At 69.7% G+C, this 26,035-nt stretch carries 21 protein-coding genes, 1 tRNA gene and 1 other RNA gene; 13 read left to right on the forward strand and 10 right to left on the reverse strand.

Annotated features, from left to right (window positions below; translation table 11 throughout):
* Positions 1–65 precede the first annotated feature (65 nt).
* Complete coding sequence (locus tag MK786_RS02765; protein WP_241110710.1) at positions 66–776, forward strand: DUF4191 family protein; 711 nt, start codon at positions 66–68, stop codon at positions 774–776.
* Between the two features lie 7 nt (positions 777–783).
* On the opposite strand, the gene MK786_RS02770 is transcribed toward MK786_RS02765, so the two are convergent.
* Positions 784–1,176, reverse strand: coding sequence for an RDD family protein (locus tag MK786_RS02770; protein ID WP_241110711.1), 393 nt, complete (start codon positions 1,174–1,176; stop codon positions 784–786).
* A gap of 133 nt (positions 1,177–1,309) precedes the next feature.
* Between MK786_RS02770 and glnA (MK786_RS02775) the strand changes: the two genes are divergently transcribed.
* Together glnA (MK786_RS02775) and MK786_RS02780 are read left to right on the forward strand one after the other, a co-directional pair.
* Positions 1,310–2,734 (forward strand): type I glutamate--ammonia ligase, encoded by a 1,425-nt coding sequence (glnA, locus tag MK786_RS02775; protein WP_241110712.1) that lies wholly within the window; start codon positions 1,310–1,312, stop codon positions 2,732–2,734.
* A 153-nt stretch (positions 2,735–2,887) separates the two neighbouring features.
* On the forward strand, positions 2,888–3,640 hold the full coding sequence (locus MK786_RS02780; RefSeq protein ID WP_241110713.1) for a peptidase M23: 753 nt from the start codon (positions 2,888–2,890) through the stop codon (positions 3,638–3,640).
* Here MK786_RS02780 and MK786_RS02785 read toward each other — a convergent pair.
* Genes MK786_RS02785 through MK786_RS02795 form a run of 3 tightly spaced genes read right to left on the reverse strand, consistent with a single transcriptional unit; the run spans position 3,631 to position 8,250 of the window.
* Positions 3,631–6,633, reverse strand: a complete 3,003-nt coding sequence (locus tag MK786_RS02785; RefSeq protein WP_241110714.1) for a bifunctional [glutamine synthetase] adenylyltransferase/[glutamine synthetase]-adenylyl-L-tyrosine phosphorylase — start codon at positions 6,631–6,633, stop codon at positions 3,631–3,633. The two genes, MK786_RS02780 and MK786_RS02785, sit on opposite strands and share 10 nt — an antisense overlap.
* A gap of 13 nt (positions 6,634–6,646) precedes the next feature.
* The gene (glnA, locus tag MK786_RS02790; RefSeq protein WP_241110715.1) at positions 6,647–7,984 is read right to left on the reverse strand and encodes a type I glutamate--ammonia ligase; all 1,338 of its coding nucleotides are present in this window, start codon (positions 7,982–7,984) and stop codon (positions 6,647–6,649) included.
* Positions 7,985–8,022: 38 nt separating this feature from the next.
* Positions 8,023–8,250, reverse strand: a complete 228-nt coding sequence (locus MK786_RS02795; protein ID WP_191766380.1) for an SPOR domain-containing protein — start codon at positions 8,248–8,250, stop codon at positions 8,023–8,025.
* Positions 8,251–8,349: 99 nt separating this feature from the next.
* On the opposite strand from MK786_RS02795, the gene ppgK reads away from it, so the two are divergent.
* Positions 8,350–9,111 carry a polyphosphate--glucose phosphotransferase gene (gene ppgK, locus MK786_RS02800; RefSeq protein WP_241110716.1) on the forward strand — a complete coding sequence of 254 codons (762 nt, stop codon included), beginning with the start codon at positions 8,350–8,352 and terminating at the stop codon, positions 9,109–9,111.
* A 105-nt stretch (positions 9,112–9,216) separates the two neighbouring features.
* Here the strand turns inward: ppgK and rnpB are convergent.
* Positions 9,217–9,586: RNase P RNA component class A (gene rnpB, locus MK786_RS02805), an RNA gene on the reverse strand.
* Between the two features lie 155 nt (positions 9,587–9,741).
* Between rnpB and MK786_RS02810 the strand changes: the two genes are divergently transcribed.
* Together MK786_RS02810 and MK786_RS16415 are read left to right on the forward strand one after the other, a co-directional pair.
* A complete protein-coding gene (locus MK786_RS02810; protein ID WP_241110717.1) occupies positions 9,742–10,446 on the forward strand; it encodes an LPXTG cell wall anchor domain-containing protein in 705 nt (234 codons plus the stop codon).
* 4 nt (positions 10,447–10,450) lie between these two features.
* Positions 10,451–12,226, forward strand: a complete 1,776-nt coding sequence (locus MK786_RS16415; protein WP_241110718.1) for a DUF4012 domain-containing protein — start codon at positions 10,451–10,453, stop codon at positions 12,224–12,226.
* Between the two features lies 1 nt (position 12,227).
* Here the strand turns inward: MK786_RS16415 and MK786_RS02820 are convergent, their stop codons facing one another.
* Positions 12,228–13,955: a bifunctional 3'-5' exonuclease/DNA polymerase gene (locus MK786_RS02820; RefSeq protein WP_241110719.1), complete on the reverse strand. Its 1,728-nt coding sequence runs from the start codon at positions 13,953–13,955 to the stop codon at positions 12,228–12,230.
* A 48-nt stretch (positions 13,956–14,003) separates the two neighbouring features.
* Positions 14,004–14,735 carry a zinc ribbon domain-containing protein gene (locus MK786_RS02825; RefSeq protein ID WP_241110720.1) on the reverse strand — a complete coding sequence of 244 codons (732 nt, stop codon included), beginning with the start codon at positions 14,733–14,735 and terminating at the stop codon, positions 14,004–14,006.
* 85 nt (positions 14,736–14,820) lie between these two features.
* Here MK786_RS02825 and MK786_RS02830 point away from each other — a divergent pair, with 85 nt between their 5' ends.
* On the forward strand, positions 14,821–16,344 hold the full coding sequence (locus tag MK786_RS02830) for an amino acid permease (protein ID WP_241110721.1): 1,524 nt from the start codon (positions 14,821–14,823) through the stop codon (positions 16,342–16,344).
* A 6-nt stretch (positions 16,345–16,350) separates the two neighbouring features.
* Here the strand turns inward: MK786_RS02830 and MK786_RS02835 are convergent.
* Positions 16,351–16,423: transfer RNA gene (locus tag MK786_RS02835), tRNA-Val, on the reverse strand.
* A 188-nt stretch (positions 16,424–16,611) separates the two neighbouring features.
* Here MK786_RS02835 and aceE point away from each other — a divergent pair.
* From aceE to MK786_RS02865, 6 genes are all read left to right on the forward strand, one after another.
* Positions 16,612–19,341 carry a pyruvate dehydrogenase (acetyl-transferring), homodimeric type gene (aceE, locus tag MK786_RS02840; RefSeq protein WP_241110722.1) on the forward strand — a complete coding sequence of 910 codons (2,730 nt, stop codon included), beginning with the start codon at positions 16,612–16,614 and terminating at the stop codon, positions 19,339–19,341.
* A 26-nt stretch (positions 19,342–19,367) separates the two neighbouring features.
* Positions 19,368–20,567 (forward strand): CdaR family transcriptional regulator, encoded by a 1,200-nt coding sequence (locus MK786_RS02845; RefSeq protein WP_241110723.1) that lies wholly within the window; start codon positions 19,368–19,370, stop codon positions 20,565–20,567.
* 84 nt (positions 20,568–20,651) lie between these two features.
* Positions 20,652–21,569 (forward strand): ACP S-malonyltransferase, encoded by a 918-nt coding sequence (locus MK786_RS02850; RefSeq protein WP_241110724.1) that lies wholly within the window; start codon positions 20,652–20,654, stop codon positions 21,567–21,569.
* 13 nt (positions 21,570–21,582) lie between these two features.
* Positions 21,583–22,584, forward strand: a complete 1,002-nt coding sequence (locus tag MK786_RS02855; RefSeq protein WP_241110725.1) for a beta-ketoacyl-ACP synthase III — start codon at positions 21,583–21,585, stop codon at positions 22,582–22,584.
* A gap of 73 nt (positions 22,585–22,657) precedes the next feature.
* A complete protein-coding gene (locus MK786_RS02860) occupies positions 22,658–22,906 on the forward strand; it encodes an acyl carrier protein (RefSeq protein WP_191766372.1) in 249 nt (82 codons plus the stop codon).
* Between the two features lie 102 nt (positions 22,907–23,008).
* Positions 23,009–24,247: a beta-ketoacyl synthase gene (locus MK786_RS02865; protein WP_241110726.1), complete on the forward strand. Its 1,239-nt coding sequence runs from the start codon at positions 23,009–23,011 to the stop codon at positions 24,245–24,247.
* Between the two features lie 201 nt (positions 24,248–24,448).
* Here MK786_RS02865 and MK786_RS02870 read toward each other — a convergent pair whose 3' ends face one another.
* Together MK786_RS02870 and MK786_RS02875 are read right to left on the reverse strand one after the other, a co-directional pair.
* On the reverse strand, positions 24,449–24,952 hold the full coding sequence (locus MK786_RS02870) for a DUF3145 domain-containing protein (protein WP_241110727.1): 504 nt from the start codon (positions 24,950–24,952) through the stop codon (positions 24,449–24,451).
* Between the two features lie 197 nt (positions 24,953–25,149).
* On the reverse strand, positions 25,150–25,923 hold the full coding sequence (locus MK786_RS02875) for a hypothetical protein (RefSeq protein WP_191766369.1): 774 nt from the start codon (positions 25,921–25,923) through the stop codon (positions 25,150–25,152).
* Positions 25,924–26,035 lie beyond the last annotated feature (112 nt).

Genomic DNA, 26,035 nt, shown 5'->3' on the forward strand with positions numbered 1-26,035 from the left:
TCGCCGGTCGCGAGGACATGGGGAGGAGCCGCAGTCCGCCCGCGCGGAAAGGTAGGCTGGACCCCATGGCCGCCCGCAGTACCGCTCCCGAGAAGCGCCCCGGTTTCTTCTCGCAGATCCGCTCCCTCTACACGTTCACGCAGCAGGCGTACTCCTGGCTGCCGTGGCTCCTCGTGGGCATCGTGCTGCTCGGCATCGCCGCCGGCGTGGGCGTGGGCTTCCTGATCCCGCCCGTCGCGATCTGGAGCATCATCCTGTGGGGCATCACCGGACTCATGCTCGGCATCCTCGGCTCCCTCATGCTCATGACGCGCCTGTCGACCCGGGCGATGTTCAAGAAGATCGACGGGATGCCCGGAGCCGCCGGCCACGTGCTGTCGACGTCGCTCGGCCGCAAGTGGCAGGCGGCCGACATGCCGGTGGGCGTCAACCCGAAGACCCAGGAGGCGGTCTACCGCGCCGTCGGCCGCGGTGGCGTCGTCATCGTCGGCGAGGGCGCGCGGGGTCGCCTCACCCGCCTCGTCAACGACGAGCGCTCGAAGGTGCAGCGCGTCGCCTCGGGCGTCCCCGTGACCGTGCTCTACGTCGGCCACGGCGAAGGCGACGTGCCCATCTCGAAGCTCGCCGCGACGATCAAGGCACTGCCCACCAAGGTCGATCGCGCGACGATGGCCGCGGTCATCAAGCGCATCGAATCGGTGTCCCAGACGCTCACCTCGCTGCCGATTCCGAAGGGCATCGACCCGACCAAGGTGCGAGCTCCGCGCCCGCGCTGATCGCGCGTCAGGCGCGCAGCAGGATCGTTCCTGCGGCCTTGTCGTGCAGTCCGCGCTGGTCGGCGTCCCAGATCACCGCGGGAACGACCACGATCAGCAGCAGCGTGCGCACCACGGGCCGCCACAGGCCGGTCCATGCCCCGTCGAGCCGCACGAGTCGCAGACCGAAGATGCGGTGGCCGGGGCTGCCCTGCAGCGTCGGGATGAACACGATCTGGATCGCGGCGAAGATCGCCAGGATCGCCAGCGGGTCCCAGCCGAAGAAGCCGGAGATCAGGTACGCGGCCCCGTAGTCGACGAAGAGTGCGCCGACGCGCCGTCCGAGCCGCGCGATCGATCCGCTTCCTTCACGGGGCAGCCCGAGTCGTTCCCCGGGATAGTCGGGGGCCTGGTCTGTCACCGGTCAAGCCTACCCAGGGCCCCGTAACATCCCGGAAACAATGGTGTCACTGCCGGGCAATCCCCTCCGGGTACCGTTCCTGACAAGCGCGCACGCGTGCGGCAGTTCCCGATGCCCTATCACTGGAGCCTTCATGTTCAAAGATTCATCCGAGGTGCTCAAGTTCATCAAGGACGAGGACGTCAAGTTCCTCGACATCCGGTTCACGGATCTTCCTGGTGTGCAGCAGCACTTCAACATCCCGGCGTCGACCGTCGACGAGGAGTTCTTCACGGTCGGCCAGCTCTTCGACGGCTCGTCGATCCGCGGCTTCGCGAACATCCACGAGTCCGACATGCAGCTGATCCCGGATGTCTCGACGGCGTACCTCGACCCGTTCCGCGAGGCGAAGACGCTGATCATGATCTTCGACATCTACAACCCGCGCAACGGCGAGATCTACGGCAAGGACCCGCGCCAGGTCGCGAAGAAGGCCGAGAAGTACCTTGCGTCGACGGGCATCGCCGACACCGCGTTCTTCGCCCCCGAGGCCGAGTTCTACATCTTCGACGACGTCCGCTACGAGGTGAAGCAGAACTCCAGCTTCTACTCGGTCGACTCCGAAGAGGGCGCGTGGAACACGGGGCGCGTCGAAGAGGGCGGCAACCTCGCCAACAAGACCCCGTTCAAGGGCGGCTACTTCCCCGTCTCGCCGGTCGACAAGCAGGCCGACCTGCGCGACGACATCAGCCTCAAGCTCATCGAGGCGGGTCTGCACCTCGAGCGGGCTCACCACGAGGTGGGCACCGGCGGCCAGGCCGAGATCAACTACCGCTTCGACACGATGGTCCACGCGGCGGACGACATCCTGAAGTTCAAGTACATCGTCAAGAACACCGCCCTCGAGTGGGGCAAGGTCGCGACGTTCATGCCGAAGCCCCTCTTCGGCGACAACGGCTCGGGCATGCACACCCACCAGTCGCTGTGGAACGGCAGCGAGCCGCTCTTCTACGACGAGAAGGGCTACGGCGGCCTGTCCGACATCGCGCGCTGGTACATCGGCGGCATCCTCGCGCACGCGCCCTCGGTGCTCGCGTTCACCAACCCGACCCTCAACAGCTACCACCGCCTGGTGAAGGGCTACGAGGCTCCGGTCAACCTCGTCTACTCGGCGGGCAACCGCTCGGCGGCGATCCGCATCCCGATCACGGGCTCCAACCCCAAGGCCAAGCGCATCGAGTTCCGCGCCCCCGACGCCTCGGGCAACCCGTACCTCGCCTTCGCCGCGCAGCTCATGGCCGGCCTCGACGGAATCAAGAACCGCATCGAGCCCCATGAGCCCGTCGACAAGGACCTCTACGAGCTGCCGCCCGAGGAGGCCAAGAACATCCCGCAGGTGCCGAACTCGCTGCAGGACTCGCTCGACGCCCTCGCGGCCGACCACGAGTTCCTCCTCGCGGGTGGCGTGTTCACGCCCGAGCTGATCGAGACGTGGATCGAGTACAAGCTCGAGAACGAGATCAAGCCGCTCGCGGCGCGTCCGCACCCGTTCGAGTACGAGCTGTACTTCGGCGTCTGAGTCGAACCGCGGTCGAGCATCGCTCCCGGAACGGCCCCCGGCATCGCGCCGGGGGCCGTTCCGCGCGTCGTGCTCTGCGTGCCATGGCGCTCACCCAGTCGCCGCCCGTACGCTGAACGGGCTGCGTTCCGTCTGACCGAAAGCGAACGAACGATGTCCTCCCGACCCGCTGCGACGAAGCGACGCGCTGCGCCGCGCTCGTCGAAGCCTGCGCGGCGCCGGAAGACCGTGCGTCGGCGCGCATCGCGCGCCAGGACGGGACGCTTCCCGCGTGTCCTCGGCATCGTCGCCGCGTCCCTGGCGGCGACGATCGTCACCACCGTCGCCGGCGTCGCGGTGGCGGGCGCTCTGGTCGCGCACGCGCTGTCCATCCCCATCGATGAACCCGAGGCCGCACCGGCTCCACGGTTCATCCTCCCCGCCCTTCCCGGCGTCGCAGGCTACGGCAACGAGCGGCTCGCGAACGCCTGCACGATCCTCAACGCCGGCCGCGACCTCGGGCTCGACGAGCGCGATCAGACGATCGCCGTGATGACCGCGATGGGCGAGTCGTCGCTGCGCAACATCGACTACGGCGACTGGGAGACGAACGGCGTCACCAACCCCGATGGCTCGCGCACGACCTCGATCGGGCTGTTCCAGCAGCAGGACGGCTGGGGGTCGCGGGAGGCGCGGCTGGACCCGTACAGCGCGGCGACGATCTTCTACCGGGCGATGCTCGCGCGCGTGCCCGACCGTGCGGTTCTCGAGCCGACTCTCGTCGCGCACCGCACGCAGGTCAATGCGGATCCGCAGCACTACGCGCGCTATTGGAACCGCGCGGTGCGCGTGGTGGCCGCACTCAACGGTGCACCGCTCGACGGCGACAGCATCGAGGGCGTCACTCTCTGCCCCGCTCAGCCGTAGAAGAGCTTCTCGAACACGCGTCGCGCCCGGCGGGTGGCGCCGAGGTAGTCCTCCTCGACCTGCGTGGCGGAGCGCGGCGGGTATCCCAGCAGGCGACCGATGCCGTCGAGGCGCTTGCGGTCCACAGGAAGGATGTCGCTGGTCTGGCCGGAGAGCAGCGTGTTGGCCGACCGCAGGCGGCTCGCCAGCCGCCAGGCCTCGGTGAGGCGCGCCGCCGGCACCGCCGCGATGACGCCCGCCTGCTGCGCCGCCTTCAGGGCGGCCAGGGTCGACGTCGTTCGCATCCCCTCGACCTCATGGGCGCGTTCGAGCTGCAGCAGCTGCACCAGCCATTCCACGTCGCTGAGCGAGCCTGGGCCGAGCTTCAGATGCCGGGCGGGGTCGGCGCCCTGCGGTAGCCGCTCGCTCTCGACGCGCGCCTTGATCCGCTTGATCTCGCGCAGACCCTGCTGATCGACGGTCGCGGGGTATCGCACCTGGTCGGCGAGCTCCATGAAGGACCCGATGAGCTTGACGCTGCCTGCCACCCCGCGAGCCCGCAGGAGCGCCTGCGCCTCCCACGACAGCGACCACCGCCGGTAGTACTCCGCGTACGCGTCGAGCGAGCGCGCGATCGGCCCGTTGCGCCCTTCGGGACGGAGATCGGCGTCGAGGTCGAGCGGCACACGGTGGTCTTCGGAGTGCGTGCGCAGCGCCGCCACCAGCTTCACGGCGAGCTCATGGGCCCGCTGCGGGTCGACGCTGTTCGCGCGGTACACGTACATCACATCGGCATCCGACCCGAAGCCCAGCTCGCGCCCGCCGAACCGTCCCATGCCGATGACCGAGAAATCGAGGTCGTCGTCCTCAGGCGGGACGATCGTCGGGCGGATCGCACGCAGCGTCGCCTGGATCGTCACATCGGTGATCGTGGTGAGCGCGTCGGCGACCTCTTCGATCGTGATGGTGCCGATGACTGCCGCCATCGCGGTGCGCAGCAGCTCCCTGCGGCGAAGCGCACGGACGGATCGCATCGCGTCCTCGACCGACCCGTGGCGCGCCTGGATCGCACGGGCCTCCTGCTGGAGCGCCATGCCCGTCCGCGGGCGCAGCAGCTCGTCGTCATCGAGCCAGGCGGCCGACTCGGGGATCCACTCCATGAGCTCGCCGATGTACCGCGACCCCGACAGCACGCGCGTCAGGCTCTCAGCGGCGGCCGACGAGTCGCGCAGCATCCGCAGGAACCACGGAGTGTCGCCCAGCCGCTCGCTCAGCCGACGGAAGGCGAGCAGACCGTAGTCGGGATCGACGCCCTCCGCGAACCAGCGGATCATCACGGGCATGAGGTGACGCTGGATCGCCGCCTTCCGCCGCAGCCCGCTCGTCAGCGCGGCGATGTGGCGCAGTGCCCCCGCTGGGTCGGCGAAGCCGATCGCCGCGAGGCGGTCGTGGGCCTGCTCGGCCGAGAGCGCCCGTTCCTCGGCCGGCAGGGCGGCGACAGCAGACAGCAGAGGACGATAGAAGAGACGGACATGGATGTCGCGAACCTCGCGCTTCACCGATTCCCACAGCTCCCACACGCCGTCGCCCGTGTCGGCGAGGCCGGTCGCGCGAGCGAGCACCCGCAGCTCCTCTGGCCGGGACGGCATCAGGTGCGTTCGCCGCAGATTGCGCAGCTGCACGCGGTGCTCGAGCAGACGCAGCACGCGATAGTCGCGGGCGAAGGCGGATGCCTCGTTCCGACCGATGTATCCCTCGGCGACGAGCGCGTCCAGGGCCTCGAGCGTGCCCCGCTGGCGGATCCGGTCGTCGGAGAGCCCGTGCACGAGCTGCAGGAGCTGCACGGTGAACTCGATGTCGCGGATGCCCCCCGGGCCGAGCTTGATCTGGTGCGCCACCTCCGCCGCCGGGATGTGCTCGGTCACGCGCTCGCGCATCCGCTGCACGCTGTCGACGAAGTTCTCGCGCGCGGCGCTCGTCCACACCTTCGGCTGCACGGCCGCGACGTACGCCTCGCCGAGCGCCAGGTCGCCCGCGATCGCGCGCGCCTTCAGCAGCGCCTGGAACTCCCAGCTCTTCGCCCAGCGCTCGTAGTACGCCAGATGGGAGTCGAGCGTGCGCACGAGCGCCCCCTGCTTGCCCTCGGGGCGCAGGTTGGCGTCGACCTCCCACAGCGGCGGCTCGATCTCGATGCCCGAGATGCCCCGCATCGTCTGCACGGCGAGGCGCGTGGCGATGTCGACCACGCGGCTCTCGCTCAGCTCCTCAGCCGCGCCCTCGTCCGTCCCTGCGACGAAGATGACGTCGACGTCGCTGACGTAGTTGAGCTCGCGCGCGCCCGTCTTGCCCATCCCGATGATCGCGAGCTTCGCACGCGCGACCTGCTCGCGGGGGAACAGTCCGGCGCCCGCTGCGCCGCCCGAGACCCGGGTGCGCGCAACCGCGAGCGAGGCCTCCAGGACCGCGGCCGCGGCATCCGCCAATCGAGCCGCCACCGACGGCACATGATCCACGGGAGACGCGCTCAAGAGGTCGAAAGCGGCGATGCGGGCGAGCATTCGGCGGTAGCGGACGCGCAGGGCGACCCAGGCTGCCTCTCCCCCGTCCTGGGCGAAGCCGTCCTCTGCGCCGACCGCGTCGAGGAGCGTGTCGCGCAGCTCGAAGGAGGACGGAAGCGTCACGCCTGCTCCGGCGAGCTCCGACAGCTCAGCCGGGTTGCGGTGGAAGAAGTCGGCGAACCCCGTGGATGCACCGAGCAGCGCCCACAGCGCACGCCAGCCCTGTTCGTCGCCGTGCAGCCGTCGCACGGCATCGGCATCCCGCCGGGCGATGCGCGCGAGCGCGCTCAGGGCCTCATCGGCATCCGCCGCGAGCTGCGCGCCGGACGTCATCGAATCGCGCGGCACGCCGGTCGACGCCTCGACCTCCCCGAGGAGGGCGTCGGCGTCGCTCAGGCTCGTGAAGCCGAGGCGCGCGAGATGGGTGAGAGAGCTGGAACGTTCGCTCGCGGACATGCGCCACGGCGGCTCAGAGCATCTCGAGGTTGCTCTTGAGCTCGAACTGGGTGACCTGCGAGCGGTACTCCTGCCACTCGCGGCGCTTGTTGAGCAGCACGTAGTTGAACACCTGCTCGCCGAGCGTCTCGGCGACCAGCTCGGACTCCTCCATGTACTCGAGGGCGTGGTCGAGGCTCGCGGGCAGCGGCGCGTAGCCCAGCGCGCGGCGCTCGGCGTCGGTCAGCGACCAGACGTTGTCTTCCGCCTCGGGCGGGAGCTCGTAGCCCTCTTCGATGCCTTTCAGGCCGGCAGCCAGCATGAGCGCGTAAGCAAGGTAGGGGTTGGCGGCGGAGTCGAGCGCGCGGTACTCGACTCGAGACGACTGGCCCTTGCTCGGCTTGTAGAGCGGCACGCGCACCAGCGCGGAGCGGTTGTTGTGACCCCAGCAGATGAAGCTCGGGGCCTCGTCGCCGCCCCACAGTCGTTTGTAGGAGTTGACGAACTGGTTGGTCACCGCGGCGATCTCGTTGGCATGGCGCAGCAGGCCCGCGATGAACTGACGACCCACCTTGGACAGCTGATACTGCGCGCCCTCTTCGTAGAAGGCGTTGACATCACCCTCGAAGAGCGACATGTGGGTGTGCATTCCGCTGCCCGGCTTGCCACTGAGGGGCTTCGGCATGAACGTCGCGTAGACGCCCTGCTCGATCGCGACCTCCTTGATCACCGTGCGGAACGTCATGATGTTGTCGGCCGTCGCGAGGGCGTCGGCGTAGCGCAGGTCGATCTCGTTCTGACCGGGGCCGCCCTCGTGGTGGCTGAACTCGACCGAGATGCCGAGGTCTTCGAGCATGCGGACGGAGCGGCGACGGAAGTCGTGCGCGGTGCCGCCCGGCACGTTGTCGAAGTAGCCGGCCGAGTCGACGGGCTCGGGTCCGTCGGCGCCGAACGACGACGACTTGAGCAGGTAGAACTCGATCTCGGGGTGGGTGTAGAAAGTGAAGCCGGCGTCGGCGGCCTTGGCGAGCGCGCGCTTGAGCACATGGCGCGGGTCGGCGACCGCGGGCTGCCCGTCGGGCGTCGTGATGTCGCAGAACATGCGCGCCGTCGGGTCGATCTCGCCCCGCCACGGCAGGGTCTGGAATGTCGTGGGGTCGGGGTGCGCCAGCAGGTCGGACTCGTACGAGCGCGTGAGCCCTTCGATGGCGGAGCCGTCGAACCCGAGGCCCTCGCTGAAGGCCCCCTCGACCTCGGCCGGGGCGATCGCCACCGACTTGAGCGTGCCGATCACATCGGTGAACCACAGCCGGACGAACTTCACGCCCCGCTCCTCGATCGTCCTCAGAACGAAGTCACGCTGCTTGTCCATCGCATCCTCTCCGGGTGCCCGATGCGGCCGTAGCCAGACTACTGGTCGTCGCGGTCGTCACCGGACGCGGCGGAACCACCCCAGGAGTCCTCCCGTGCCTCTTCCTCGGCCCACGCGCGCGAGCGTCTGCGGATGACTTCGGGCGCCTGAGCGGCCTCTTCGGCGGTGTCGAACGGTCCAGCGCGGTCGGGGGCAGGAGACTCGAAGCCCTTCTCGACCTCTCCCGTCTTGAGGTTGTACCAGTACTTCTCGCTGTCACTCGTCATGGTGCGCTCCAGGGATTCCGATCGGTCGAGGCTGCCCTCGGCACGATCCTACTGACCGTCGCCTCGCACCCGCGCGCCGGGGCTGGATAGGGTGAAGGCATGGCTTCTCAGGCGACTCGCGCTGTCGGCGTGGACATCGGCGGCACCGGGATCAAGGCAGGGCTGGTCGACCTCGAGCGCGGACAGCTCATCAGCGACCGCATCAAGGTCGCGACTCCCGAGGGGGCGGAGCCGCAGGACGTGCTGGATGCCGTCACCGAAGTGCTCTCGACCCTCGGCGTGACGGGCGAGTCCATTCCCCTCGGCGTCGCGTTCCCCGCGATCGTGAAGAACGGCCGCACGCTGTCGGCCGCGAACGTCTCGGAGAAGTGGATCGACTTCGAGGCCGAGAGGTTCTTCGAGGACGGGCTGGGGCGCGACATCCACTTCGCCAACGACGCCGACGTCGCCGGCGTCGCTGAGGTGCGCTACGGCGCGGCGAAGGGCAAGCCCGGCCTGACGATCCTCACCACCCTCGGCACCGGCATCGGGTCTGCACTGCTCTACAACGGGGTGCTCGTGCCCAACTCCGAGCTCGGCCACGTGCAGCGGGCGAAGCACGGGAAGGATGCTGAGGCGTACGCCGCCTACTCCGCCATGGAGCGCGAAGACCTCAGCTGGGAGAAGTGGGCCAAGCGTCTGCAGTGGTACTACAGCTACATCGAGTTCCTCTTCAGCCCCGACCTGTTCGTCGTGGGCGGCGGCGTCTCGAAGCACGCCGACCAGTTCCTGCACCTGCTCGACCTGCGCACGCCGATCGTGCCGGCCGTGCATCGCAACAACGCGGGCATCATAGGGGCCGCAGCCCTCGCGCTCGCCTGACACCTCTCGGTGCCTCGCGGGGGAACCCCGCGATCATCCCATCGGCACAGCGCCGCAGCCCTCGCGCTCGCCTGACACCTCTCGGCGCCGCACCTGACGAGAGGGCGAATGGGCCGGCCTGTACGCCGGGTTCTGTCCGGGGGCCGGAGCCCCCTGGACGGTCATCTCTCTCGGCGACACGTTGCCGTGCCGCTCCAGCGGCCTACCCGGGGACTCAGCGGGCCGCGTCATCATCCCCTGTCTGGCCTTGCTCCGGGCGAGGTTTACCTTGCGGGTCGCGTCACCGCGACCCCGGTGGTCTCTTACACCACCCTTTCACCCTTACCGGGACCGAGGTCCCGGCGGTCTGCTCTCTGTGGCACTGTCTCGCGGATCGCTCCGGGTGGGTGTTACCCACCGCCCTGCCCTGCGGAGCCCGGACGTTCCTCGGCGCGAAGCGGCGGACCGCTCGCGACGCGACCGTCCAGCCGACCCATTCGCGGAGTCGATCCTATCTCTCGCGACCGCGACACACCGGCGGCTCGTGGATCGCTGGCGTGAGCGCTTCGTTCCGCGTAGTATCATGAGCGCACACAGGGCCTCCAACTGGGGAGAGGCTCTGCGAAGAGCCGCCTGGGGAGGCTGGTCGATATGCGTAAGAGCGCACTTCTCGCGTTCGCTGTTGCAGCGATGCTTTGTCTTGCGCCGAGCGCGGCACACGCCGCCGCACCGGCGTCCATCGATTCGACGGAGACCGATGTCACCGACGGCTACACGCCGAACGAGCCCGACGAGCCCACGCTCGCAGGCTCGACCGCGGTCGGCGAGTGCGAGCGAGACGTGCCATGGATCAGCTACGCCGTCGAGCTGACCGACCCCGACCAGCAGGCGACCGGGAACACCGCGCGCCTCGTGATCACGGACGGCACGAACACCGCGACCCTGGTGCTCGGCGACCTCGTCGACGGGAAGCTCAGCGGCCGGATCCTGTGGCCCGGCGCCTCGGTCGACGGTGCGGGCAACGCGACAGGCTGGCCCGGCTGGGCCTTCGTGGACGGCACGTGGGTCGAAACCGATGGCAACTACCGGTGGACGCGCGGCAACATCTCGGCCAAGATCACCGTGAACCCCGAGGTCGCCGTCCCGCTGTCGTACCCGCCGGCAACCCCGGTGTGCGCCGCGGCGCCGGAGACGCCCATGCTCAGTCCGGACTCGCCCGAGCCGACGGTTGCCGGGTTCCTTCCCGCTACCGGCCTAGGCGCATCGCTGCTCCCGATCGCCCTGGTGGGCGGGCTGCTGGCCGCCATCGGCCTGATCGTCGTCGCAGCGCGGCGCCGCCATCGCGCGAACGGGTGACCGCGTGACAGAGCCTGTCGCCGGACGGCGACGGGTTTCGCGTCGAACCGTCCTGCTGGTCATCGGCGCGGTCGTGCTCGTCGTCGTGGGCCTTGCGGCCTGGGTCGGCATTCGCGCGCTCCTCGTCAAGGATCAGCTCGAGGCGATGGCGCCGATGGCCGCGGAGCTTCAGGACGCGGCCGCGGCACGCGATCTCGCCCGGGTCGACTCGGCCGTGGGCCAGCTCGCCGGCCGGGCTGCCGAAGCCCGCGCGCTGTCGGGCGATCCCGCGTGGCGCATCGCGGAGTTCGTGCCCGTCCTCGGCGCCAATCTGGGTGCCGCACGCGTGGTGTCGGCGCAGCTCGACGAGATCTCCCGCGCGGTCGAGGAACTCATTCCCGCCCTCCAGGGCGCGGCGGAATCGTCGAACGAGGATGGCGGGTTCGACATCGATCGTCTCGCCGAGCTGGCTCCCTCGGTCCAGCACACCTCCGATGCGCTCACCGGAGCCGCGGAAGCCCTCGCCGACATCGATCGGGGCCCGCTGCTGAGCCCCCTCTCGGACGGCGTCGGCCGGCTCGCCGCCCTGACTGCGGAAGCCGCGCCGGTCGCGGAGTCGCTCGCCTCGGCGATGGCGGTCCTGCCGCCGATGCTCGGGCTGGACGGCGAACGGCACATCCTGGTCATGCTGCAGAACAGCGCCGAGGTGCGCACGGGAGGCGGGATCACCGGTTCGTTCGTCCTCCTCCGCGCTGACCGGGGAACGCTCGACGTCGTCGACCAGGCGGACGGCGGGCAGTTCGCCGCCCGCACGGAGCCCATCGCTCCCGTGCCGGAGTCCGTGACGGCGCTCTACGGCGATCGCGTGGGCAGATTCGTGCAGAACACGTCCATGCCATCGGACTTCGGCCTGACCTCCGAACTCGTGCGCGCCTGGTGGGCCACGCGGTCCGACGTAGCCCCCGACGCCATCCTGTCCGTCGACATGTGGGCCGTCCGGGCTCTGCTGTCTGCGACCGGTCCGATTCCACTGCCGGACGGCAGCGAACTGACCGCCGACAACCTCGTGCAGCGGGTTCTCGTGGATCCTTACCTGTCGCTGGACGTGGAGCAGCAGACGGTGTACCAGCGTGAGCTGACGAGTGCTCTGATGTCGGGCATACTGACGAAGGACATCGACCCCTTCGCGTGGGCCGAAGCGCTGGCCGGCCCGGTCGAGCAGGGTCACGTCGCGCTGTGGAGCGCGCACGCCGACGAGGCGGAGCGACTCGCGGAGGGCCCGCTGGGCGGCCCCGCAGCACGGCAGCAGGCCGCCGGCGCCGACGCCTTCGCGGTGTACTTCAATGACGCGACCTCGGGCAAGATGGGACCCTTCCTCGACCTCTCCATGAGCGCGGGCACCGCCCAATGCCGCCCCGACGGCAAGCGCGAGGTGGCGGTCAGCGTGTCGCTGGCTAACACCGCGCCGCCGGACGCCGGCACCACCTTGCCGTGGTGGCTGACCGGCGGCGGTCTCGAGGGTGTCCGACCGGGCGACATCGCGACCAACGTGACCGTCTCGGCCCCCCCGGGCGCATTCTTCGGCGGCGTGCGGGTCGACGGTGAACGGGTGATCTCGACAGACGTGGAGGAGGCCGGATTCCCCTCGAGCGCCGCCGCGGTGACGATGGCACCCGGAGAGACACGCGTACTCGAATTCCGCTTCGTGATGGACAGCGACCGTGATTTCGCGCCGGTCGTGCTCCACACGCCGCTGATCGGGGATCCCGAGATCGACATCGTTCCCGTCGGATGCGACTGACTCAGCCCTTGAGCGCTGAGTCGGCGATGTTCACGTCGAGGCGGAAGTCCACCGGGAAGTCGCCGAACAGCAGGCGCCCCGCGGCGGCCGCGGCATCCGTCACCGCCTGTGCAACACCATCGGCGAGGGATGCCGGGGCATGCACGATGACCTCGTCGTGCAGGAAGAAGGCGAGGTGCGGGCGGCGGGCGAACACCGGGCCCGACCGCGGCGCAGCCAGGTCCGCGTCGACCGGGGGCATCGCGTGCAGGCGCGACCGCAGGTCGGCCATCCAGGCCAGCGCCCACTCTGCGGCGGTGCCCTGCACGACGAAGTTGCGGGTGAAGCGACCGCGGTCCCGCGCCCACCGTCGGGCGCGGGTCTCGTCGGCGCCGGATGCCTCGGCCTCGGTCGCTTGGGACTGCGCGGCCGCCCAGGCCTCGGACGGCGACGGCGACGACCGCCCGAGCCAGGTCGAGACCACGCCGCCGTCCTCCCCCGTGCGAGCCGCATCGTCGACGAGACCCATCGCCCGCGGGTATGCCCGGCGCAGGCGCGGCATGAGCCGGCCCGACTCCCCCGTCGTCGCGCCGTACATCGCGCCGAGGAGCGCGATCTTGGCCTGCTGGCGCGACGGCACCGCGCCGCTCTCCACGATGCCGGCGTAGAGGTCGCGCCCGCGTGCGGCTGCCGCGAGGGCGGCGTCGCTCGACATAGCGGCGAGTACGCGCGGCTCGAGCTGCGCCACATCGGCGACGACGAGCTTCCACCCGGGATCGGCGCGCACCGCCTCGCGGAGCTGGCGCGGCAGCTGCAGCGCACCGCCGCCCGACGATGCCCAGCGGCCGGTGACGACGCCGCCCGGGACGAACACCGGACGGAAGCGTCCGTCGGCGACCCACTCGTCGAGCCATGCCCAGCCGTTGGCCGACAGCAGCCGCGCGAGCTTCTTGTACTCGAGCAGAGGAGCGATGACGGGATGCTGGTGCTCGGCGAGCTCCCACCGGCTTGTGGACTCGACCAGCACGCCGGCTCGGTGCAGCGACCTCAGGAGCTTCGGTTGCGAGTCGAGGCTCGCCGCAGGATCGCCGAGAGCATCGCGCACCCTCGCGGCCGCAGCGGCGAGCTTCGCAGGCTGCCCGCCACCCGCCGGCCGCTCGCCGAGGAGATCGATCAGGATGCCGTCGTGGGCCGCGGCGTCCCACGGCAGTCCCGCTGCCCGCAACTCCTCGGCGATCAGCGCACCTGCCGACTCCGCGGCGAGGAGCAGCCGCAGCCGCGAGGGGTCGGCGGAGCTCGCGACCGCGTCGCGCTGGCGCGCGAACTCGGCGAGCGCCTCGTCGAGAGCGTCGGGCGGGCCGGCAGGCCGCTCGGCGCGCTCGAGATCGAACAGCGCGGGCGCCGAGTCGGCGACGGCGACGAAGGGCGCGGCATCCCACCCACCCGGTCCGCGCATCGCACCCCGGACGACGAGGCTCGACGAGCGGAGGATCGCGTGACACAGCCGCAGATCGTGGCAGCGACCCACGCGCACGCCGGCGCGCAACAGCGGCCCATACCACTGAGGGGCGTCGTTCCAGACCCAGCGCGGTGCGTCCGCCGCCTCGCGCTCCGCGACCCACCCGGGCAGCTCGGACGACGTCAGCGCGCGACGGCCGGTCTCGGCGCCGCCTGCGTCGAGCAGCGCGGCCACCGCGCCGCCGTCGGCGTGACCGAGGACGATCCAGGCGGGCGCGTCAGGCCGAGGCATCCGCTTCGCCACACGATCCCCCGTCGGCATCGACGACGAGGCGGAGCGTCATATGCCGGATTCGTTCGTCCGCACAAGGATGCAGCCGCACTCCGGGCACGTCACGACGGTGTCTTCGGGGGTCTGCCGCACGACGTTGAGGTCGGTGCCTGACAGCACCATGTGGCAGCCCTCGCACGTGCGCGCCCTCAGGAAGGCGGCCCCGGGGCTGCGTGTGGCGAGCTTGTCGTACAGGGCGAGCAGGTCGGCCGGCACCTCGCCGGCCAGGGCGGCGCGGTCGCGGGAAGCCGCCTCGAACGCCGCGGTCGCCTCGGCCACGACGCGTTTGCCCTCGGCGCTAAGCTCGGCGCCCTGAGCGTTCGTCTCGGCGATGAGGGCTTCCTGCTCGGCGACCGCGGCCTCGGCCTCTTCGAGCCGCTCCATCACCTCGAGCTCGGCGTCTTCGAGGTCGCTCTTGCGCCGGGCCAGCGACGCGAGCTCGCTCTCGAGCCCCTGTGCCTCCTTGGAGTTGCTCGAGGTCGCGAGGCGCTCGGTGTCGCGCGCGCTGCGCGCGTCGACGACCGCGACGTCGGATTCGATGCGCGACAGCTCGGTGCGCAGGTCGTCGCGCGCGCCGAGACGGACGGAGAGCTCCTGCGCGAGCGTCTGACGGTGCGCGAGGAGCTCTTGCACCTTCGCCGCCTGCGGCGGGTTCTTGCGGGCGTGCTCGGCGTGGCGGATACGGGCATCGAGCTCGGCGACCTCGACGAGGCGGCGCTGGTCGGCGGGGCTGGCGTTCACGCCCTCCAACCTACCCCGGGCATCGACGCCACGACCGGTGAGGCATAGCATTCAACGGTCGATCCCCGTCGAAAGGGCGCGTCCCATGAGCCTTCTCCGCACCAAGTCCGTCGAGCAGTCCATCGCGGATACCGACGAGCCGGAATTCCGGCTCAAGAAATCGCTCAGCGCTCTCGACCTGACCGTCTTCGGCATCGGCGTGGTGATCGGCGCCGGAATCTTCACCCTCACCGGCCGCGCGGCGCACGACGTCGCCGGTCCCGCCGTGGTGATCAGCTTCGTCGTGGCCGCGATAGCGTGCGCGCTCGCAGCGATCTGCTACGCCGAATTCGCTTCGACCGTTCCCGTGGCCGGGTCTGCGTACACGTTCTCGTACTCCTCGCTGGGTGAGCTGTTCGCGTGGATCATCGGCTGGGATCTCATCCTCGAGATGTTCCTCGGAGCGAGCGTCGTCGCGCAGGGGTGGAGCGCGTACCTCGGCACGCTCATGGAGCAGCTGGGCGCGCCCATTCCCGAGGTGATCGGGTACGGCGGCACCGTCGATCTCATGGCGATCCTGCTCGTCCTCGTGCTCGGCACGCTCATGACCTTCGGCATAAAGGAGTCGCTGCGGGTCAACCTCGTGCTCGTCGCCGTGAAGCTCTTCATCGTGCTGTTCGTGATCGTCGCCGGGCTGTTGTTCATCAACCCCGCCAACTGGTCGCCGTTCGTGCCCGACGCCGTCCCGGCGGACTCCCCGTCCGGACTCACGCAGCCGCTCCTGCAGTTCCTGTCGGGCATCGAGCCGACCGCGTTCGGTGTCGGCGGGATCTTCGCCGGCGCCGCACTCGTGTTCTTCGCGTATATCGGCTTCGACGTCGTTGCGACGACGGCCGAGGAGACGAAGAACCCGCAGCGCGACCTGCCGATCGGCATCATCGCCTCTCTCGTGATCTGCACCCTGCTTTACTGCGCAGTGGCGCTCGTCGTGACGGGCATGGTCCCCTACGAAGAGCTCGACCCGACCGCCGCCCTCGCCCAGGCGTTCGCCTTCCACGGCGCCGGATGGATGGCCACGCTCATCTCGGCGGGAGCCGTCGCGGGCCTGACGACGGTCGTGCTCACGCTGCTGATCGGGGCGACGCGCATCATCTTCGCAATGTCGCGCGACGCACTGCTGCCCCCCGTTCTCGCCAAGGTGCACCCTCGCTTCCGCACTCCGTGGGTGGTCTCGATCGTCGTGACGGTCATCGTGGCCGTGGTCGCGGGGTTCACGCCGATCGGGGTGCTGGAGCAGATGGTCAACATCGGCACCCTGTCGGCGTTCGTGCTCGTCGCCGTCGGTGTCATCGTGCTCCGCCGCAAGCGGCCCGACCTCACACGCGCCTTCCGGGTGCCGTTCAGCCCATGGCTCCCCGGTCTGTCGGCGCTGATCTGCGTCTACCTGATGCTGAACCTGTCGGTCGAGACATGGCTGCGCTTCCTGGTGTGGCTGGCCGCCGGATTCATCATCTACTTCGTCTACTCCCGCCGGCACTCGCGGATCGGCCAGCCCGGCTACCAGGATTTCGCACTGCCGCACGTCGTTTCGCACCAGAGAGACGACAGCGACGACGACGCTCGGTCGTGAAGACGGTGGGCCTTGCCGGGATCGAACCGACGACATCCACGGTGTAAACGTGGCGCTCTACCAGCTGAGCTAAAGGCCCTCGGCGTTCAGTCTACGGTCGGCGCCTCGCGCACGCGCACGTCCTCGTCGCCGGGTGCTCACAAAGGGAGTCCGGTGGACCCGCGACTCGCTAGGCTGGAGGATGGTGCGTTGTACAGGGCCGACAAACGCCTGTCCGCTCCGGTAGCGATTACCTGGCACGATCTGCCAGACGACGAAAGGTCATCTGTGACTGTCAACGATCAGGATCCGTACTCGCAGGAACCCCTCGACAGCGATCCCGACGAGACCTCCGAGTGGCAGGAGTCCCTGCAGCAGCTCGTTCAGGCGAAGGGCCACGGACGTGGCCGCGAGATCATGCTCAGCCTCCTGCAGACCTCGCACGAGCTGCAGCTGAACGTGCCGCAGGTTCCCACCACGGACTACATCAACACCATCGCGCCCGACAACGAGCCCGAGTTCCCGGGCGACGAGGAGCTCGAGCGCCGGTACCGGCGCTGGCTCCGCTGGAACGCGGCGATCACCGTTCACCGGGCGCAGCGACCCGGAATCGGCGTGGGCGGGCACATCTCGACGTACGCGTCGTCGGCCTCGCTCTACGAGGTCGGCTTCAACCACTTCTTCCGCGGCCTCGACGACCCGACCGGTGGGGACCAGATCTTCATCCAGGGACACGCCTCCCCCGGCATCTACGCGCGCTCGTTCCTCGAGGGGCGTCTCTCCGAGGCGCAGCTCGACGGGTTCCGCCAGGAGAAGTCGAAGGCACCCGACGGAATCCCCTCGTATCCGCACCCTCGACTCATGCCGGAATACTGGCAGTTCCCGACGGTCTCCATGGGCCTCGGTCCGATCAACGCCATTTACCAGGCGATGACGAACAAGTACCTCACCAACCGCGGGATCAAGGATCTGTCGAACTCGCGCGTGTGGGCCTTCCTCGGCGACGGTGAGATGGACGAGGTCGAGAGCCGCGGCCAGCTCCAGGTCGCGGCGAACGAAGGCCTCGACAACCTGACCTTCGTCGTCAACTGCAACCTGCAGCGCCTCGACGGCCCGGTCCGCGGCAACGGCAAGATCATCCAGGAGCTCGAGAGCTTCTTCCGCGGCGCCGGGTGGAACGTCATCAAGGTGGTCTGGGGCAGCGGCTGGGACGAGCTTCTCTCGAAGGACACCGACGGCGCGCTCGTCCACCTCATGAACACCACGCCCGACGGCGACTTCCAGACGTACCGCGCCGAGGACGGCGCCTTCATCCGCGAGCACTTCTTCGGGCGCGACGAGCGCACGGCGGCGCTCGTGAAGGACTGGTCCGACGAGGACATCTGGGGCAACCTGCGTCGCGGCGGTCTCGACTACCGCAAGGTCTACGCGGCCTACAAGGCAGCCACCGAGCACAAGGGTCAGCCCACCGTCATCCTGGCGAAGACGATCAAGGGCTACGGCCTGGGTCACCACTTCGAGGGCCGCAACGCGACCCACCAGATGAAGAAGATGACGCTCCAGGACCTCAAGTACTTCCGGGACTCGATGCGCATCCCGATCACCGACGAGCAGCTCGACGAGAACCCCTACCTGCCGCCGTACTACAACCCCGGTCCGCAGGACGAGACGATCCAGTACATGCTGGAGCGTCGCCGCGAGCTGGGCGGCTTCCTGCCGGAGCGCCGCACGCACCACGTCGGCCTGCAGCTGCCCGGCGACGAGGCGTACGCGCTCCCGAAGAAGGGCTCGGGCACCCAGGAGATCGCCACGACGATGGCGTTCGTCCGGCTGCTCAAGGACCTCCTGCGGGCGAAGGACTTCGGTCACCGCATCGTCCCGATCATCCCCGACGAGGCGCGCACGTTCGGCATGGACGCGTACTTCCCGACGGCGAAGATCTACAACCCGCACGGCCAGAACTACACCTCGGTCGACCGCGAGCTGCTCCTCGCCTACAAGGAGAGCCCGCAGGGCCAGATCGTCCACGTCGGCATCAACGAGGCGGGAGCCCTCGCGGCGTTCACCGCGGCAGGCACGTCGTACTCGACGCACGGCGAGCCGCTGATCCCGGTGTACGTCTTCTACTCGATGTTCGGCTTCCAGCGCACGGGTGACGCCCAGTGGGCGGCGGGCGACCAGATGGCGCGCGGCTTCATCATCGGAGCGACCGCCGGACGCACGACGCTCACCGGTGAGGGTCTCCAGCACGCCGACGGCCACTCGCAGCTGCTCGCGTCGACGAACCCCGCGACGGTGTCGTACGACCCCGCCTACGGCTACGAGATCGCGCACATCGTGCGTTCGGGCATCGAGCGCATGTACGGCGGCAACCACCCCGACCCGAATGTCATGTACTACCTGACGGTGTACAACGAGCCGCTCGTGCAGCCGGCCGAGCCGGAGGGCGTGGACGTCGACGGCATCGTGCGCGGCATCCACCGCATCTCGTCACCCGAGGGCGACGGCCCGCGTGCCCAGCTGCTCGCGTCGGGCGTCGGCGTGCCGTGGGCGCTCGAGGCGCAGCAGCTGCTGCGCGACGATTGGGGCGTGCAGGCCGACGTGTGGTCGGTCACCTCGTGGACCGAGCTGCGCCGTGACGGCCTCGCCGCCGACGAGCACAATTTCCTCCACCCGGACGAAGAGCCCCGCACCGCGTACATCACCGAGAAGCTGCGCGACACCCCCGGTCCGGTGGTGGCCGTCAGCGACTTCATGCACGCGGTCCAGGACCAGATCCGTCCGTGGGTGGAGCACCGCTTCGTCACACTCGGCGCCGACGGCTTCGGCTTCTCCGACACCCGCGCCGCGGCGCGTCGCTACTTCAAGATCGACGGTCCGTCGATCGTGGTGCGCACGCTCCAGGCGCTCGCGGCGGACGGCACCGTCGACCGCGGACTCGCGGCGCAGGCCATCGAGAAGTACCGCCTGCACGATGTGACGGCGGGCACGAGCGGAAACGCCGGCGGCGAGAGCTGACCGGCGCGATGCCCGCCCCCGCGTCGATGGACAAGACCGATACGCTCGCCTGGCTGCGGCGCATCTCGGGCGACCTCGCGACGGCGACCATCAAGCGGCTGGAGGAGACCCTCCCCTGGTACGCCGACATGCCGCCGGCGCGCCGGTCGGCCGTCGGCCTGGTCGCGCAGGCGGGCATCACGTCGTTCATCTCGTGGTACGAGGATCCGACCTCGACGCCCTGGATCGCGGCCGACATCTTCGCGGCCGCGCCGCGGGAGCTGCTGCGCAGTGTGAGCCTGCAGCAGACGCTGCAGCTCATCCGCGTCACGGTCGAGATCACCGAGGAGCGGGTGGCCGGAAAGGGCGAGCACCTCCGCGAGGCGATCCTGCTCTACTCGCGCGATGTCGCCTTCGCGGCCGCCGACGTGTATGCACGCGCCGCCGAGGCGCGAGGACTGTGGGATGCGCGTCTCGAGGCGCTCGTCGTCGACTCGATCCTCACCGGCGAGGCCGATGAGGAGCTGCCCAGCCGCATCGCCGCGCTGGGGTGGCACGGCCATGGCGAGGTCGCCGTGCTCGTGGGCACCACCCCGCCGCAGTTCGACATCGACCAGCTTCGGCGCACCGCCCGCAAGCTCGGCGTCGACGTGCTCATCGGTGTGCAGGGCTCGCGGCTCGTTCTCGTCGTGGGACGCTCCGAGTCGGCGGCACGGCCCGATGACGTCGCCGCCGATCTGCCCTTCACCGAGATCGCGCGGCGGCTCGAGCCCGGCTTCGGCCCTGGCTTCCTCGTGCTGGGTCCGACGGTTCCCGCTCTGGTCGACGCGGGCCAGAGCGCCCGCGCGGCGCTGGCCGGATTCGCCGTCGCCCGCGCGTGGCGACACGCCCCGCGTCCGGTCGAGGCCGACGATCTGCTTCCCGAGCGCGCGCTCGCGGGCGACCCGCTCGCCAAGCTGACGCTGGTCGACCGCATCTACCGCCCGTTGCAGTCGCACAGCGCCGATCTCGTCGCCACGCTGTGGAGCTACCTCGACAATGGACGATCGCTCGAGGCGACCGCCCGCGAGCTGTTCGTGCATCCGAACACGGTGCGCTACCGGCTCAAGCGCGTCTCGGAGGTGATCGGCTGGGATGCCACCGGCCCGCGTGAGGCGCTGATCCTGCAGACGGCGCTCATTCTGGGCTCGATCGGCACCGACGCGACCCGCCGACGCGCCCCTGTTTCGCGCCGAAGCGCCCCCTGATCTGTACAGGTCTTACAAAGCACTCCGGCATTTCTGTGCGGGGATCGCCAGAGGGCGCCGGATGATCCTTGACAGGATGGACGAGTGAGAATCGCCGTCTTCCCCGGACAGGGCTCCCAGTCCCCGGGCTTCCTGTCCCCTTGGCTCTCCGTCGACGGCACCGCCGAACGGCTCGCCGCCTACTCCGAGTGGTCTGGTGTCGACCTCGTCGCCGCCGGCACCGAATGGGATGCCGACCAGATCCGCGACACCCAGGTGGCCCAGCCGCTCATCGTGGCGGCCAGCCTCCTGTCGTGGAACGCGCTCCCCGATCATGACGCGGTCTCCGGTGTCGCCGGCCACTCCGTCGGCGAGTTCGCGGCAGCCGCGGCCGCGGGCATCCTGTCCGAAGAGGACGCCCTGCGCCTCGTCGGCATCCGCGGACGCGCCATGGCCGAGGCCGCTGCAGCAGAGCAGACCGGCATGAGCGCGGTCATCGGCGGGGACGAGGCATCCATCGTCTCCCGACTCGAAGAGCTCGGCCTCACCCCCGCCAACTACAACGGCGGCGGCCAGCTCGTCGCGGCCGGTGCGCTCGACGCCCTCGCCTCGCTCACCGCCGAGCCGCCCTCAGGCGCCCGCGTCATCCCGCTCCAGGTCGCCGGCGCCTTCCATACCCGCTACATGGCTCCGGCGGTCGAGGCGCGGCGCAGCGCCGCGGCAGAGGTCGAGACATCCGATCCTCGCATCACGATCTGGAGCAACCGCGATGGCGCGGCCGTCGACTCCGGCTCGACATTCGCCGACCTGCTCGTCGACCAGGTGGCCTCGCCGGTGCGCTGGGATCTGTGCATGGCGTCTTTCGCAGACGCGGGTGTGTCGGGCATCGTGGAGTTGTCGCCCGCGGGTACGCTCACGGGGCTCGCCAAGCGGGCTCTGCGCGGCACTCCCGCCGTCGCCGTCAAGACACCCGACGACCTCCAGGCTGCAGCCGCTCTGCTGAGCGCCTCGGCCGACGCATGACCGGAGAATCCGCATGACCCCCACACTCGTCCAGCCCACCGGGCCCGCCCACACGCGCATCTACTCCTACGGCGCCGCGCGCGGTGAGATCGCCGTGCCCAACGACGACCTCGTCGGGCCGATCGACTCCAGCGACGAGTGGATCCGCCAGCGCACCGGCATCATCACGCGCACGCGCGCGGTCGCCGGGACCACCGCGATCGATTTGGCGACGGATGCCGGCCGCGAGGCGATCGAGCGCTCGGGCGTGGATCCCGCGAAGATCGACGCCGTGATCGTCGCGACGATCAGCAACCCCAAGCAGACGCCCTCGGTGTCGGCCATCGTGGCCGACCGTGTGGGATCGAACCCCGCCGCCGCTTACGACGTCAACGCCGCCTGCGCCGGCTTCGCCTACGGCGTCGCGCAGGCCGACGCCCTGATCCGCGCCGGCGCCGCGCACTACGCGCTCGTGATCGGAACCGAGAAGCTCAGCGACGTAGTCGACCCTGCCGACCGCAGCATCTCGTTCCTGCTCGGCGACGGCGCGGGAGCGGTCGTCATCGGCCCCAGCGACACGCCCGGCATCGGCCCGACCGTGTGGGGCTCCGACGGCTCGAAGGCCGAAGCAGTGGGCATGAACCACACGCTCACCGAGTTCCGCGACGGCACCGCGCCGTGGCCGACCCTGCGACAGGAGGGCCCGACCGTGTTCCGCTGGGCCGTCTGGGAGATGGTCAAGGTCGCACGCCAGGCCCTCGAGGCCGCCGGGGTGCAGGCATCCGATCTGGCGGCCTTCGTGCCCCACCAGGCGAACATGCGCATCATCGACGAATTCGCCAAGCAGCTGGGCCTGCCCGACACTGTGGTCGTCGGTCGCGACATCGAGACGACGGGCAACACGTCGGCCGCCTCGATCCCGCTGGCCACGCACCGCCTGCTCGAGGAGCACCCCGAGCTGAGTGGCGGTCTCGCCCTGCAGATCGGCTTCGGCGCCGGACTCGTGTTCGGCGCCCAGGTCGTCGTGCTCCCCTGAGCCCTCTGCGCCCCGACCCTAGACTTGAGCCGGACCACCCGGTTCGCGAACCCCGAAGAAACAGGAGAAACCCATGGCATTCAGCAGCGACGAGGTCCTTGCCGGACTTGCCGAGCTCATCACCGACGAGACGGGCATCTCGGCCGACGAGGTTGCGCTCGAGAAGTCGTTCACGGACGACCTCGACATCGACTCCATCTCGATGATGACGATCGTCGTGAACGCCGAGGAGAAGTTCGGCGTCACCATCCCCGACGACGAGGTCAAGAACCTCAAGACCGTCGGCGACGCCGTCACCTACATCACGTCGAACCAGGCGTAAGCACCATTCCTGTGGGGCGCCGCCCCATACCCCCGGCTTGCTGATGCACGCCACGGTGGGGGCGCTCAGCCCCCACCGGCCATCTACGAGGACTTCATGCCCATGAGCACACCCCGAATCGTCGTCACCGGCATCGGCGCCTCCACCCCGCTGGGCGGCACCGCGCCCGAGAGCTGGTCGGCCCTCCTCGGCGGGGCGTCCGGCACCCACACGCTCGAGTACGACTGGGTGGAGGAATACCAGATCCCGGTGACCTTCGCCGCCGAGGCCACGGTGCGTCCCGACACCGTCCTCGAGCGCCCGGTCGCCAACCGTCTGGACCCGTCCGCGCAGTTCGCGCTGGTGGCGGCACAGGAGGCGTGGGCGGATGCCGGCAAGCCCGAGGTCGAGCCGGAGCGCTTCGGGGTCGACTTCGCCACGGGCATCGGCGGGCTGCAGACGACGCTCGCCGCGTGGGACGTGCTCAAGAGCAAGGGACCGCGGCGCGTCATGCCGATGAGCGTCCCGATGCTGATGCCGAACGCCCCCGCGGCCGCGGTGTCGATGCACCTCGGGGCACGCGCCTATGCGCGCACCGTCGCCTCCGCCTGCGCGTCGAGCACCGAGTCGATCGTGAACGCCGTCGACGCGCTGCGGGCCGGCCACGCCGACGTGATCATCGCGGGCGGTTCGGAGGCCGTGATCCACGGCCTCACGCTCGCGGCGTTCGCGGCCATGCAGGCGCTGTCCAAGCGCAACGACTCCCCCGAGACCGCCTCGCGCCCGTACAGCGTCGACCGTGACGGGTTCGTCATGGGCGAGGGCGCGGCGTGCCTCGTGCTCGAGACCGAGGAGCACGCGAAGGCCCGCGGAGCCAAGATCTACGCCGAGATCGCCGGCGGCGGCGTCACGGCCGACTCGTACCACATCACCGCTCCCGAACCGGAGGGTCTCGGCGCCTCGCGCGCCGTGCGTCTCGCGCTAGAGGCCGCGGGCGCGACGCCCGACGACGTCACCCACATCAATGCGCATGCGACGTCGACCCCCACGGGCGACATCGCCGAGTACAAGGCGCTCCTGAGCGTGTTCGGCGATCGCGTGCACGACATCCCGGTGTCGGCCACCAAGGCCTCGACCGGCCACCTCCTCGGCGGCACGGGAGCGCTCGAGGCGATCTTCACGATCCTCGCGCTGCGCGACCGCGTCGCTCCCCCGACCATCAACATCTCGACGCAGGATCCCGAGATCCCGCTCAAGGTGTCGGGCGAGGCGCAGCCGCTGGGCGACGGCCCGCAGCTCGCCATCAGCAACTCGTTCGGCTTCGGCGGGCACAACGCGGTCGTCGCGTTCCGGTCGGTCTGACGTCGGATCCGACGCGCCGCCTCACCGCGATACGCGAAGACGCCCCCGGGAAGCCTCCGGGGGCGTCTGTCGTGTCAGGCGGCGATTCGCCTTCCCGCTGCCCAGGTCACTTCTCTCCGAGCCTCGGTGGCGGCGCCTCGAGCCGCCTGAGTCTGTGAAGTTGTGGATGCCGCGTCCGGGGGTCGCCCGGCGCACCGCGCCTCAGCCGACCTTGTGCAGCCAGACGACAGGTGCGTCGTCGCTCGCGTGACGGAAGGGCTCGAGCTCTTCGTCCCAGGCTGAGCCGAGCGCGACCTGCAGTTCACGGTGCAGCTCGACGGCGCTGCCGCCTGAGACCTCCATGGCGTAGCGGATGCGGTCCTCGCCGATCACGACGTTGCCCGCGGTGTCGGTCTGCGCGTAGTGGATGCCGAGTCCCGGCGTGTGCAGCCAGCGACCGCCGTCACTGCGCGGGGTGGGGTCTTCCGTCACTTCGAAGCGCAGGTGCTCCCATCCGCGGATCGCGGTGGCGAGTGCCGCGCCGGTGCCGGCGGTGCCCTCCCAGTAGAACTCCGCGCGGCGTGCACCGTGCAGCACCGGCTGGTCGGCCCAGTCGAAGCTGACCGCTCGGCCCAGGGCACGACCCACCGCCCACTCGAGGTGGGGGCACAATGCTCGTGGCGCGGAGTGAATGAAGATCACTCCACGCGCCTGTGGTGTCGCCATGATCTCTCCGTTTCATCAGGTGCGTCTTCCCCAACGACCTGTGCACGGATGTCCGGCGGTGTATTCGGTTGTGCTCTCGCCATTATCGCCCAGGGGCAGGGGGAATCACAAGGATGTGATTCGGCCGTGTCGCGGCATCCCTCCACGACGAAGGCCCCGGCGGATGAGCCGGGGCCTTCGCGAGCGGGTGAAGCCGATCAGGCCTCGCTCATGACATTCACCGCGGCCTGGCCCTTGGCGGCGTAGTAGGCGGCGCGAGCGGCGTCCTTGCGGGCCTGCTCCGCATAGCCTGCCTCGAGGACGTCCTGCGGGACGTGGACGCTCTCGACGTGGTTGACGCCGTGGTACTTCTCGATGTACGCGTCAAGCTCGGGGCCGGACGTCCAGGACGTGATCAGGCAGTAGCGGGGCTCGGTGCCGATGTGCGTCGCGGCGTGCCACAGGCGCTGCGTGTCGATGATGAGCTGCGCGCCGGCGGGGAGGGCGATGCGCACCTCACCCTCGGGGTCGGTGCGGTTCTCGCGAAGGACGAAGAAGCTGTCCTTGTCGTCGGTCAGGTTGAAGAATCCGCGGACCACCCAGCCCGTGCCGTCGGGGTTGAGACGGTTGTTGTCGTCCTGGTGGAGGTTGTAGAGGGTCTCACCGTAGGGAGTCGGCTGCAGTTCGATGACACGGCAGCGACCGACGTTCGCGCCCGGCTCCTGTGCGCGGCGCGTGAGGTTCGGGGCCTTCTCGACCTGCGAGTCGATCCACACGCCGTCCTTGTCGGTGCGCGGCGGCTTGTGGTTCCAGAACCCGTTGCACTCGATGTCGCCGAATGCGCTGGCGAGCGGCGCGAAGCGCGTGTCGCCCGACGACTTCCAGTCGTTGTACTCGATATCGAGCCACTCCTTGGGGTCGAGCTCCTGGTTGTAGCGGTCGAGGACGACGTAGCCGGTCTCCTCGAGCGCAGCGGACTTGATGTAACCCATGACGGATTGCCTTTCGGTCAGCGGGCCAGCACGTTTTAACAGGCCCAACTAAGGCAAGCCTACCTTGGAGGCTCACGGCCGCCCTTGGACAGGACCGTGAATAACGGATGCC

The organism is Microbacterium sp. CFH 31415 (genome assembly GCF_022538185.1).
GTDB lineage: Bacteria > Actinomycetota > Actinomycetes > Actinomycetales > Microbacteriaceae > Microbacterium.